This window comes from Bacteroides coprosuis (genome assembly GCF_020741705.1).
Lineage (GTDB): Bacteria > Bacteroidota > Bacteroidia > Bacteroidales > Bacteroidaceae > Bacteroides_E > Bacteroides_E coprosuis.
Genome location: NZ_DYYK01000138.1, coordinates 24,553 through 37,031 on the forward strand (window position 1 = coordinate 24,553; position 12,479 = coordinate 37,031).

Here is a 12,479-nt window from a genome sequence, read left to right on the forward strand (position 1 = left end):
AATCAAACCAAACCGAAATAAAACACCTCTATTTTAGGAAAAACATATTGTTATTCCCTAAATTTGTAAATCTAAACACCCGATAATATGTCATTAAGTAAAGCTAAGATTAAATTAATTCGATCACTTGATCAGAAAAAACATAGGAAGGAACACCAACTCTTTGTAGCAGAAGGACCTAAATTAGTAGATGAACTAATAGGATACTTTAATTGCAAATTACTTGTAGCAACTCAAGATTGGATTCAGGAACACTCCAACTACCATACCGAAGAACTTATTTTAGCTACACAAGATGAATTATCTAAAGCGAGTGCATTGAAAACGCCACAACAAGTCATTGCTCTATTTGAGCAACCCCAATATGAAATAGATAATAAAGCGATGCAGCATTCTTTGTGTTTAGCTCTAGATGGAGTGCAAGACCCAGGAAATCTAGGTACAATTATACGTTTAGCAGACTGGTTTGGTATTGAGCATATTTATTGTTCTCAAGACACTGTAGATATCTATAATACCAAAACAATTCAAGCTACTATGGGCGGATTAGCTCGTGTAAAGATACATTATACTTCGCTCACCGAGATAATCAAGCAGAACCCAAATATCCCCATTTATGGGACATTTCTTGATGGAGAGAACATATACGATAAGCAGCTAGAGCAAAAAGGACTTATTATTATGGGCAACGAAGGAAAAGGCATTTCCGATGAACTTCAAGAGTTGGTTTCTCACAAACTCTATATTCCCAATTATCCTATGAACAAAGAGTCTGCTGAATCACTCAATGTGGCTATTGCTACAGCTATTGTCTGCTCCGAATTTAGAAGACAAGCTAGTATCTAACAGGATTTGGTACAACCCTAAACGAACGATTACCTACATCTACAACATCACAAGCTTAGGGTATATACGTCAAAACATCTTCTATCTGATGCAATTCCACGAAACGTTTTGGTTCAATGGGCTTATCAATCTGCTCATGACTCCAAGTTACATGAAAAGGAATATGAGCGGCATACCCTCCTAACTCTAATATCGGTTGGACATCCGATTTCAAAGAATTACCAATCATCAGAAACTCACAAGGAGAGCAATTCAAATCGTCTATGAGCTGTTTGTATTCGTGAATGGTTTTATCGTTCATTATCTCTACATGAGAAAAGTACGGGTTTAACCCTGATAAATTCAACTTCCTTTTTTGGTCAACTAAATCTCCTTTAGTGGCTAAAACTAGTTTATATTTATCCTTTAAACTTCTCAACACCGTCTCTACACCAGGCAAAATCTTTACAGGTTCAGCAAGCTGTTCTTTGCCTAAAGCTATAATTTGAGCAATAATATCTGCCTTAACCTTGTTTTGAGAAACTCTCAATGCGGTTTCAATCATTGAAAGCATAAATCCCTTTATTCCATAACCATATATTTCTAAATTGCCTGTTTCCGTTTTATACAACTCTGCAGACAGCTCCTGAGGAGAGATATACTCTTCAAGTAAAGTGTAAAACTTAGCCTCAACAATTCGAAAGAACGTTTCATTTTCCCAAAGGGTATCATCTGCATCAAATGCAATCACTTTTATATTATTCATCTTTTAAATACCTATTTGACACGCCTGAATTCATATTATTCAAATTACTTTTCAATCAGTAGTCTGTATTAATTCTATGTCTGTTCTCGTCCGTCTCTATGTGCACTCTAATAAAAAGAGCAACTAAAAACTAGCTGCTCTCTATTATACTTTTTTATCGCTTTACAGAATCTAATTCTTGAATTTGTAATTCATTCTCCAAGCTTAATTCCTCTTGCTGTACCTCCTTTATCACTTGTTGTAAACTATCTGGTTTACTAATATGGATTGAATCTACATCTTGTGATAAAGAGTCCTTCTGCTGCATATGATAACGGTACAAAGAAATTGAATCAACCAATAATCTCTGTTCCTTTACTTGAGGAGGTAAATAAATGAACCCTTTAATGTTTTTCAACTCACCTAAGCTATCTGCTTGTAATGACATTTGATATAAGTCCGATTTATAAATCGTTCGAGTATCTATCAACGATGAATCATTATTGAAGTATAAAGCCATTTGCATAATAGCAGCACTTAGTGAATCTAGCTGATTCTCATATTCATAATTAAAGTGTACATTCAGCTCAAATCGATCTCCTACTCTAAAGTTACTATCAACAGGTAAATCGAAGGTTACTCTATTATTTAAAGGAGTTCCTGTAAGACGATATATCTCATACCAAGGCCAAATATTTACACTATCACCAGGAGCTGTGACTAAAGGTACTTGATATTGCAAAGCTACAAGCTCATCTATCATCACTTTATTTGTATCAATTGCACTTCTCACACTATCGTAGATTTCTACTAAATCAGATAAATTACGAGCATACCAAGACATCGAAGAATCGAACTGCTCTTTGGTTATACCATGCTTTAAATACACATCATCTACATATATACTTCTATTATATCTCTCAGAGTAATCAGCATCATCACCAAAAGCTTTGGCTATATGAAAATCATATAAAAATGCTTTCATTTTCTCTGGAGGTAACACATTAGAGGGTCTTTGAGGACCACAGCTTGTTGTTACAATTAATAAAACAACTATAGAAACATACTTTATAATAGATGAAAATCTGCTCATTATAGAATTAAGCTTTTTAATTAAAATCTCAAATTACTGAATAGCTTTGCTAAAATATTTGCCGTAGAATATCAATAAAGCAATCATTCCACAGCTAATTGCAGCATCGGCGAAGTTGAAGATAGGACTAAAGAATACAAACCTTGTGCCACCTACCATGGGAACCCAAGTAGGCCATATCGTATCAATTATCGGGAAATAGAACATATCTACTACCCTACCATACATAAGAGGAGCATATCCTCCCCCTTCAGGCATAAATGTAGCTATTTGTGAGTAAGTACTTTCACTAAATAGAACCCCATAAAAAACACTATCGATGATATTTCCCAAAGCTCCTGCTAGAATCAAAGAAAAACAGACAATATAGCCAGTCTTCTTACCTTGCTTAATAATCTTATACAAATACCAACCGATTAAAATAACTGCAACAATTCGGAATGATGTTAAAAATAATTTTCCAATAAACTCTAAGCCAAATGCCATACCATTATTCTCTGTAAAGTAAATATGGAACCAATCTGTAACACGATGGCTTTCATGCCAAAACATACTAGTTTTTACCCATACCTTTATGATCTGATCAATAATTAACACAGAAATAATAGTAAATAAAGCTATTTTACCCTTAGACGCATTTTTACCCATTAACTTTTTATTTAATAGAATTCGGAAATTATAAAAAAAATAAAAGTTGAAAGCTATCACCTGCTTTTAGGTGCTTCGATAGCCTTCAACTTTTTGTATAGTTTAAATGAATTTATCTTCTTCTTTTTCCATCCATTTTTGCTTCAATACTTAATGTAGCATGAGGCACAGCCCTTAATCGCTCAGCAGGAATTAATTTTCCAGTTACACGACAAATACCATAAGTTTTATTTCTTATTCTTATAAGAGCAGCTTGTAAGCCTTGAATAAACTTTAATTGTCGTTGAGCTAAACGAGCAGTTTCTTCTTTTGAAAGAGTGGCTGCTCCATCTTCTAAGACTTTATAGGTTGGTGAAGTATCATCCGTATTATTTCCGTCAGTACCTCTAATACTTCCTGTCAACAAATCATAGTCTCTTTGAGCGAGTTCTAGCTTTTCCATTATAATGGAGCGAAACTCTTCTAGTTCAGTGTCTGTATAGCGATTCTTTTCAGCCATGGTAGTATAATTTTTATAAGGTTAGTGTTAAAGTCTCTCCTAAGCCTTGATAACTTTTATAGACAAGACATAATCTTCAAAGTCTAACTCATCTCCATTTTCTACGTTATCAACTAGTTCTAAGGACTCTCCTAAAACTTGGTTACAAATATAGGCTTTATTTTCTTTTACAGCCTCATTTATAGCCTCATTTTTAGACAATGTAATATTTATCTTGTCTGTTATTTCAAAGCCCTTAGACTTACGTAAATTTTGGATTCTATTCACTAACTCACGAGCAATACCTTCCTTACGTAAATCATTGGTTATTGTTACATCCAATGCTACAGTTAGAGTACCCTCATTCGCTACCAACCATCCTGGGATATCTTCACTGAAGATTTCTACATCTGCAGTTGTAACCTCTGCAGGACCATCAGGTAGTTCAAGAGTTAATTTTCCAGACTTTTCAAGTTCAGCGATTTTGTTTTGTTCTAATGAAGAAATAGCTGCTGCTACACTCTTCATGCGTTTACCAAATCTAGGTCCGAGCTTTTTAAAATCACATTTTACACGCTTAACCAAGACTCCAGCTGTTTCATCAACAAATTTTATCTCTTTGATATTTACCTCGTTCATGATTAGTTCTTGCACAGCCTCAATATGAGCCTTTTGAGCATCATCAACTACTGGAATCATAATTCCTTGTAGTGGCTGACGAACTTTAATGTTAACCTTACGACGTAGAGCTAATACCATAGAAGTAGCTTGTTGAGCCATTTGCATTTGGACTTCCAAAGTTTTATCAATTAATGAGTCATTAAACTCTGGGAACTTAGCTAAGTGTACAGAATCTACATTCTTGCCTACTTTAATAGTCATCAAGTCATTGTACAACATATCTGCATAAAATGGAGATATAGGAGCCATTAACTTAGACACAACTTCTAAGCAAGTATAAAGAGTTTGGTAAGCAGCGATTTTATCATTTGTATAATCGCCACCCCAGAAGCGTTTACGATTTAGACGAACATACCAATTCGACAAGTTGTCATTCACGAAATCGGAAATCAAACGTCCTGCCTTAGTCGGTTCATAATCGTTCAAGCATTTGTCTACTTCCTTTATCAGGGAGTTTAGTACAGAAATAATCCAACGATCTATTTCTGGACGTTCATTCATTGGAATATCTTCCTCTTGATACCTAAAGTTATCTACATTCGCATACAAAGCAAAGAATGAATAAGTATTATATAAAGTTCCAAAGAATTTACGTTTTACTTCATCAATTCCTTCTTCATCAAACTTCAGGTTATCCCATGGAGAAGAGTTGGTTACCATATACCAACGTAAGGGATCTGAGCCATATTTCTCAATGGCGTGGAAAGGATCTACTCCATTACCCAAACGTTTTGACATCTTATTTCCATTCTTATCGAGTACTAAACCATTTGATATCACATTTTTATATGCTTTAGTATCAAACACCATAGTAGCGATAGCATGTAAAGTAAAGAACCAACCTCTAGTTTGGTCAACACCTTCAGCAATAAAGTCGGCTGGATACACTTCTTTATTATCCAACAATTCTTTATTTTCAAATGGATAATGGATCTGAGCATAAGGCATAGCACCTGAGTCAAACCACACGTCAATAAGATCCAATTCACGTTTCATGGGCTCACCCTTTGATGACACCAATATAATATCATCTACATAAGGGCGATGTAAGTCAATCTTATCATAGTTTTCAGTAGAATATGTTCCTGGAATAAATCCTTTATCCTTATAAGGATTGGATTTCATAAATCCAGCTGCTACTGATTTTTCTATTTCATTGTATAAATTCTCAACAGATTCAATACATATTTCTTCATCACCATCTTCATTTCTCCAGATAGGCAATGGAGTACCCCAATACCTAGAACGGCTTAAGTTCCAATCGTTTAAGTTTTCCAACCATTTGCCAAAACGACCAGTACCTGTTGATTCTGGTTTCCAATTGATTTCTTTGTTCAATTCCATCATACGCTCTTTACAAGCAGTTGATTTGATGAACCAGCTATCTAGAGGATAATACAATACAGGCTTATCGGTTCTCCAGCAGTGTGGGTAACTGTGAACAAATTTTTCTATTTTAAAGGCTTGATTATTCTTCTTAAGCATCATACAGATAGCGATGTCAAGAGATTCATCATCTTCAGTCAAATTAGGATCGTATGCATTCTTTACAAAACATCCTGCATACTCACCATATAGTTCAACATTCACTCTTTCCTTTACGAAGTCTTCATCTAGTTCATCTATTTTATAGAATTTACCTGTTAAATCGACCATCGGACGAAGCTCACCCTTCTTGCTTATTAATTGCAATGGAGGTACACCTGCTGCTTTAGCAACATTAGCATCATCTGCACCAAAAGTTGGAGCAATATGAACGATACCAGTACCATCATCAGTAGTAACAAAGTCTCCAGAAATAACTTTGAATGCTCCTTCGTTTGGTTTAACCCAAGGAATAAGTTGTTCATATTCCATTCCCACTAAATCGGCACCTTTGTATTCGGCTACAATTTTGAAAGGAATTAGCTTATCTCCTTCTTTATAATCTTCAAGATTAAGATCTGCTGCTTTTGAGTTAAAATAGGTATTTACTAGATTCTTTGCAAGAATTACAGTAATAGGCTTTTGTGTATATGTATTGTAAGTTTGAACAGCTACATAGTCAATCTTTAGTCCAACGCAAAGAGCAGTATTTGAAGGAAGAGTCCAAGGAGTTGTTGTCCATGCAATAAAGAATGGATCTCCCCAAGCGCTCATTTCAGGCTTTGGATTTTTAATTGCAAATTGTGCTACAGTTGTTGTGTCTTTAACATCACGATAACAGCCTGGTTGATTCAGTTCATGAGAGCTTAAACCTGTACCCGCTGCTGGTGAATAAGGTTGAATGGTGTACCCTTTGTATAAAAATCCTTTTTTATGTAACTGCTTTAACAGCCACCATAAGGTTTCAATATATCGATTATCATAAGTAATATATGGATCTGACATATCTACCCAATATCCCATTTGGTGAGTTAAATCTTCCCACTCTTTGGTGTACTTCATGACATCTTTACGACAAGCTGCATTATAGTCTGCTACAGAAATCTTTTTACCTATATCTTCTTTAGTAATACCCAATGCTTTTTCAACACCAAGCTCTACAGGTAAACCGTGAGTATCCCATCCAGCTTTTCTTTTAACCTGAAAGCCTTTCATTGTCTTGTATCTACAGAAAATATCCTTAATAGTACGAGCCATTACGTGGTGAATACCGGGCATTCCATTAGCAGATGGAGGTCCTTCATAGAAAACGTAGGATGGACAATCCTCACGTTCGGTCATACTTTTTGAGAACACATCGTTCTCGTCCCATTTTTTAAGAATATCTTTATTGACCTTTGATAGATCTAATTGAGAGTATTCTGTAAATTTTTTACTCATTTTATTTTCTGAATTTTAACTTTTACACAATAATATGAAGCGTGTTCAAATTTAAGTTGCAAATTTACGAAATCATTTGCTTTAATCATAAAGAGTGATAAAAAATTATCAATTAAAGCTTTTCACTTCTTTATACATCGAATTTATAAGTAAAGATGAATTAGGAATTATACTTTTAAACATCTGATGCATCAAAACTTACTAATTGTCAGAACACAGTTCCGTTAGTTTTAGCTTAATACGCTCATATCTAATTTATTGACTTTAAAAACAAGTCATAAGAAATAGACTTGAGTACCGCAATAGGCTTTTCTATATTAAGAATAAATGACAATTTGAATTGCCGCATGAAACAATACAGCAAGAGATACTTAACAATAAAAAAAGAGGAGAATATAAATTATATTCCCCTCCATCACATTTAATTCTATTAAATAGTATTGATTTAACACATAATTTATTAGTGTTCGCTTAAGTAATCAGCTACACCTTCATGAGTATCTTTCAATGCTTCTTTACCTTTTGACCAGTTTGCAGGACAAACCTCACCGTATTCTTCAAAATGTTGTAGAGCATCTACCACACGGATAGCTTCATCTACACTACGTCCTAGAGGTAAATCATTAATAACACAATGACGAACTGTTCCTTCTTTATCAATCAAAAACAGACCTCTATAAGCTACTGGAGCACCATCAATAACCCAGTCTCCGTTTTCATCTGGAGCATATCTACCTGCTAGTACACCAAATTTTTCTGAAATTTCTTTAGAGAAATCGGCAACAATAGGATATTTTACGCCTTGAATACCACCTTCATTTTTAGGAGTATTCAACCATGCCCAGTGTGATTGTTCTGAATCTACAGAGCAACCAACTACTGCCACTCCACGTTTTTCAAATTCATCTATTTTTTCTTGGAATGCATGAAGTTCTGTAGGACAAACAAAAGTAAAGTCCATTGGGTAAAAGAAGAATACAACATACTTCTTTCCTATGTATTGTTCTAAAGAGAAATCTTGAACTATTTCACCACCATTTATCACTGCTGCAGCACTAAATTTAGGTGCTTTTCTACCAATTAATGATCTCATAAAATCTTGTTTTGTTTAAATTAGTTTATGTTATCTTTCAATCGCTATTTAGAACAAGACTAAACTATATAAAGTTCACTTTTCTATGGTTAAAAATTGTAAACACTTCTATCTATATAGATTTATTTCCATAATTCACTGAGTATAAATCTCTCCTACGGTTCTTTAGATTTCTTACACTTCCATAAGAGTGAAGTTTGTTTAGTAAATCAAGATCTACATCCGTAATCAATATCATCTCTGTATTTGGTGTTGCCTCAGCCCTCTTTCCATCCGTTGGGAAGGCAAAATCACAAGGAGTAAATACAGCAGATTGAGCATATTGTATATCCATATTGTGAACTCTCGGTAAGTTGCCTACACTACCTGCTATCACCACATAGCATTCGTTTTCAATGGCTCTGGCTTGAGCACATACTCTTACACGTGAATACGCATTTTGAGTATCTGTCAAAAATGGTATAAATAAGATTTGCATACCATCGGCTGCCAACACCCTAGAGAGTTCTGGGAATTCCGAATCATAACAGATTAATACTCCTATTTTAGCACAATCGGTATCAAAAGCTTTTACTCTATCCCCTCCTCGAAGTCCCCAGCTTTTTTCTTCATCGGGAGTAACATGTATTTTCTCATACATCTCATAAGTACCATCTCTTCTACACAAAAAACCTACATTTAGAAGATTACCTGTATCCCTATTTTTATAGGGCATACTTCCTGTTATAATATTAATATTATGGCTAATAGCTAATTCAATAAATCGATCTCTAATTTCCTCTGTATATTCAGCAAGTTTACGAATAGCCTGAGATTCATTCAAGTCGTTCGATTTTGCCATTAGTGGAGCATTAAAGTATTCGGGGAATAATACAAAATCACAGTTATAAGCAGAAACGGAGTCTACAAAAAAGTCTATTTGCTCAAAAAGCTCACTCAATCCTCTATAGTTTCTCATCTGCCATTGCACAGCCCCCACCCTAATTGTTGATTTAGGATAGATATATTCCTCTGTTGCTTCTTGATAGTAAATATTATCCCATTGTAAAAGACAAGCATAGTGACAAGATTCTTCATCATTGGGAAGATAGTTTGTCATAATTCTACGCACATGAAAATCATTAGAGATTTGAAAAGTAAGTACGGGGTCAAAAATATCTTTTTGTCTTACCTTCTGAATATACTCTTTGGGTCGTAATTCATCGGCATATTTATGGTAATTGGGGATTCTACCACCAAACATAATAGATTTCAGATTGAGCGTTTCGCACAGTTCTTTGCGATAATCATACATACGTCTTGCCAAACGAAGTCCTCTGTAATCGGGGTGAACAAAGATTTCAATACCATACAAGATATTTCCATCAGGCTTGTGGGTAGAAAAAGTTTCATCGGCTGTAACCTGACTATAGGTATGCTGTCCTTTTACTAAACCATAATCTACAATAATACTTAAGGCGCAACCCACAGCTTTGCCATCTACTAAAATGACAATTTGCCCTTCGGGAAACATTTTAATAAGGCTGCTAATTTGTTCACGTGTCCAAAAGACATCGCTCCCATCTGCATAAATGCGATAAAAAGATCTAAATAGTTGTTCGTAATCCTCCATTTGAAGATTTCGTATTTCAACTTTATTAATTTTTTGGGAATGATTCATATTTCAAATTTACAATTGCTAATTTAGAACAATAGCTAGCAAGTTTTAGTTTGCTGCTACCCTTATATATAAAATAAATTTTGACAATACATACTGATCATCTATTTTTGCTGTAACTAATTATCTAATCTAAAAGACAAATTTATATGAAAAGAGTTCATCATTGGCTGCTGTTATGCTTCCTTGTAATACTAGGGGCATGTGATCATTCTTCCTCTAGCGAACGTATTTATACTGTACTTGTTTCCCTCGATGGTTTTCGATGGGACTATACAGAATTGTACCAAACTCCGTTTTTGGACAAAATGGCCCAAAGAGGGGTTTCGGCTGTTATGCTTCCCTCGTATCCTGCCTCAACTTTTCCCAATCATTATACAATAGCAACAGGACTGACACCCAACCGAAACGGACTAATTAATAACACTTTTTGGGATAGTGAATTTAATCAAACTTATAGCATGGGCGATAAGAGTACTCGTTACGATCCTAAATTTTATTTAGGAGAACCCATCTGGGTAACAGCTCAACAGCAAGGTATAAAAACAGCTAGTATCTATTGGGTGGGTTCTGACGTAAAGATCAAAGGAACTTATCCCGATTTTTATCTCAAATGGGACAATACACCACGTCTCAACTTTGAGCAAAGAATAGACAAAGCTATCGAACTACTTTCTAAATCTGAAGCAGAAAGGCCACAGCTTATTATGCTATATATGGAAGAGCCAGATGGAAAGGGACACCACTTTGGACCCAAGAGTACAGAGGTTGAAGATGAGGTACGAAAGCTAGATAAATTGATGGGTTACTTAATGAATCGTATTGCTACACTTCCTTATAGCAGTCGGATAAACTTAATTGTAACTTCAGATCATGGCATGACAGACATCAGCAACGATCGCTTTATAGATATGAATGAATATTTAAAGCCCGAATGGTGTGAAGTTGTAAGTGGTAGAACTCCAACCTCGATTTTCACTAAACCAGAGTTTAGAGAGACAGTTTATCAATCTCTTAAGAAAGCTCCACATATCCATGTATGGAAAAAAGAAGACATCCCTTCTGAGCTTGCCTATGGAAGTAGTCACCGCATAGGAGATATTGTAGTTGCACCTGAACTAGGATGGCAGTTTTCAAATCAGCCTCGAAATCAAAAAGGAGCACACGGGTACTTCCCTTCAGACAAAGATATGCAAGTTATGTTTAGGGCCTACGGACCTAGTTTTAAGGAAAACTACATCCATACCGACTTTGTGAATACAGATATATATGTGTTGCTATGCAATATTCTAAATATAAAGCCAGCAAATACAGAGGGAATATTCAATAGAGTAGAAGGCATACTCGCCAATAATTAAACAATTAATAATCAAATATATACGATTATATACCTGCACTATATTCAGCATTTATAATGTTTTTCTAATAAAATCGGCTTATATTTGCACGAATAAAAGAAATAAAATTCAACAAATATGAAAGCATTTGTATTTCCAGGTCAAGGAGCACAATTTGTTGGTATGGGAAAAGACCTATACGAAAATTCTCCTTTAGCAAAAGATCTTTTTGAAAAAGCAAACGATATTTTAGGATATCGTATTACAGATATTATGTTCTCGGGAACAGACGAAGAGTTACGTCAAACTAAAGTAACTCAACCTGCCGTTTTTCTTCATTCCGTTATTTCTGCTCTTTGTGCAGATGGGGAATTTAACCCAGATATGACGGCTGGACACTCACTAGGAGAATTCTCTGCACTAGTTGCAGCAGGAGCTCTGTCTTTTGAAGATGGTCTTCGTCTAGTATATGCTCGTGCTATGGCAATGCAAAAAGCATGTGAAGCCGCACCAGGAACTATGGCTGCTATTATTGCTCTACCCGATGACAAAGTAGAAGAGATTTGTGCTTCAATTACAGATGAAGTATGTATTGCAGCAAACTATAACTGTCCTGGACAGGTAGTTATTTCGGGCTCTATGGCAGGCATTGAAAAAGCTTGTGAACTGATGAAAGAAGCTGGAGCAAAACGTGCACTTCCTCTAAAAGTGGGTGGAGCATTCCACTCTCCTCTTATGGAACCAGCAAGAGTAGAACTAGAAGCTGCTATTAAGGCAACAACTATCAATACTCCAAAATGTCCTGTATATCAAAATGTAGATGCAAAACCTCATACAGACCCTGTTGAAATTAAGGAAAACCTTGTAGCTCAGCTAACTTCTTCTGTACGTTGGACTCAATCTGTACAAAATATGATTACCGATGGTGCAACAGAGTTTATTGAATGTGGACCAGGAGCAGTTCTTCAAGGTCTAATTCGTAAAATAGACAAAGCTGTATCTGCCAAAGGTATCTAATAATAGTTATTTTTATTTACAATAAGCGAAGTGCTGATTTACATAAAAAGTGGATCAGCACTTTTTTTATTCTTAAACCAATCAAGTATCTCTTGGTTTA

At 35.2% G+C, this 12,479-nt stretch carries 10 protein-coding genes; 3 read left to right on the forward strand and 7 right to left on the reverse strand.

Going from position 1 to position 12,479, the window contains the following annotated elements:
- Nucleotides 1–87 precede the first annotated feature (87 nt).
- Nucleotides 88–846, forward strand: coding sequence for a TrmH family RNA methyltransferase (locus tag K8V80_RS08000; protein WP_276776836.1), 759 nt, complete (start codon nt 88–90; stop codon nt 844–846).
- Nucleotides 847–901: 55 nt separating this feature from the next.
- On the opposite strand, the gene K8V80_RS08005 is transcribed toward K8V80_RS08000, so the two are convergent.
- The 7 genes from K8V80_RS08005 to K8V80_RS08035 form a co-directional block, all read right to left on the reverse strand.
- Entirely contained in the window at nt 902–1,591 is a 690-nt protein-coding gene (locus K8V80_RS08005) for an HAD family hydrolase (protein WP_276776839.1), read from the reverse strand.
- 154 nt (nt 1,592–1,745) lie between these two features.
- Nucleotides 1,746–2,663, reverse strand: coding sequence for a DUF4296 domain-containing protein (locus K8V80_RS08010; RefSeq protein ID WP_006744757.1), 918 nt, complete (start codon nt 2,661–2,663; stop codon nt 1,746–1,748).
- A 33-nt stretch (nt 2,664–2,696) separates the two neighbouring features.
- Nucleotides 2,697–3,311, reverse strand: a complete 615-nt coding sequence (locus tag K8V80_RS08015) for a lipoprotein signal peptidase (RefSeq protein ID WP_006744756.1) — start codon at nt 3,309–3,311, stop codon at nt 2,697–2,699.
- A gap of 112 nt (nt 3,312–3,423) precedes the next feature.
- Complete coding sequence (locus K8V80_RS08020) at nt 3,424–3,810, reverse strand: TraR/DksA family transcriptional regulator (RefSeq protein WP_006744755.1); 387 nt, start codon at nt 3,808–3,810, stop codon at nt 3,424–3,426.
- A gap of 39 nt (nt 3,811–3,849) precedes the next feature.
- Entirely contained in the window at nt 3,850–7,275 is a 3,426-nt protein-coding gene (gene ileS, locus K8V80_RS08025; protein WP_276776844.1) for an isoleucine--tRNA ligase, read from the reverse strand.
- Between the two features lie 460 nt (nt 7,276–7,735).
- On the reverse strand, nt 7,736–8,368 hold the full coding sequence (locus tag K8V80_RS08030; RefSeq protein WP_006744753.1) for a peroxiredoxin: 633 nt from the start codon (nt 8,366–8,368) through the stop codon (nt 7,736–7,738).
- 112 nt (nt 8,369–8,480) lie between these two features.
- Nucleotides 8,481–10,028, reverse strand: a complete 1,548-nt coding sequence (locus K8V80_RS08035; protein WP_006744752.1) for a carbon-nitrogen hydrolase family protein — start codon at nt 10,026–10,028, stop codon at nt 8,481–8,483.
- Nucleotides 10,029–10,174: 146 nt separating this feature from the next.
- Here K8V80_RS08035 and K8V80_RS08040 point away from each other — a divergent pair, with 146 nt between their 5' ends.
- Together K8V80_RS08040 and fabD are read left to right on the forward strand one after the other, a co-directional pair.
- Nucleotides 10,175–11,383: an ectonucleotide pyrophosphatase/phosphodiesterase gene (locus K8V80_RS08040; RefSeq protein WP_276776849.1), complete on the forward strand. Its 1,209-nt coding sequence runs from the start codon at nt 10,175–10,177 to the stop codon at nt 11,381–11,383.
- 117 nt (nt 11,384–11,500) lie between these two features.
- On the forward strand, nt 11,501–12,379 hold the full coding sequence (gene fabD, locus K8V80_RS08045; protein WP_276776852.1) for an ACP S-malonyltransferase: 879 nt from the start codon (nt 11,501–11,503) through the stop codon (nt 12,377–12,379).
- Nucleotides 12,380–12,479: the final 100 nt, after the last annotated feature.

Excerpts from the sequence above, each read along its gene's own strand:
- K8V80_RS08000 (WP_276776836.1), top strand. The coding sequence starts at position 88 with ATGTCATTAAGTAAAGCTAAGATTAAATTAATTCGATCACTTGATCAG.
- K8V80_RS08005 (WP_276776839.1), bottom strand. The coding sequence starts at position 1,591 with ATGAATAATATAAAAGTGATTGCATTTGATGCAGATGATACCCTTTGG.
- K8V80_RS08010 (WP_006744757.1), bottom strand. The coding sequence starts at position 2,663 with ATGAGCAGATTTTCATCTATTATAAAGTATGTTTCTATAGTTGTTTTA.
- K8V80_RS08015 (WP_006744756.1), bottom strand. The coding sequence starts at position 3,311 with ATGGGTAAAAATGCGTCTAAGGGTAAAATAGCTTTATTTACTATTATT.
- K8V80_RS08020 (WP_006744755.1), bottom strand. The coding sequence starts at position 3,810 with ATGGCTGAAAAGAATCGCTATACAGACACTGAACTAGAAGAGTTTCGC.
- ileS (WP_276776844.1), bottom strand. The coding sequence starts at position 7,275 with ATGAGTAAAAAATTTACAGAATACTCTCAATTAGATCTATCAAAGGTC.
- K8V80_RS08030 (WP_006744753.1), bottom strand. The coding sequence starts at position 8,368 with ATGAGATCATTAATTGGTAGAAAAGCACCTAAATTTAGTGCTGCAGCA.
- K8V80_RS08035 (WP_006744752.1), bottom strand. The coding sequence starts at position 10,028 with ATGAATCATTCCCAAAAAATTAATAAAGTTGAAATACGAAATCTTCAA.
- K8V80_RS08040 (WP_276776849.1), top strand. The coding sequence starts at position 10,175 with ATGAAAAGAGTTCATCATTGGCTGCTGTTATGCTTCCTTGTAATACTA.
- fabD (WP_276776852.1), top strand. The coding sequence starts at position 11,501 with ATGAAAGCATTTGTATTTCCAGGTCAAGGAGCACAATTTGTTGGTATG.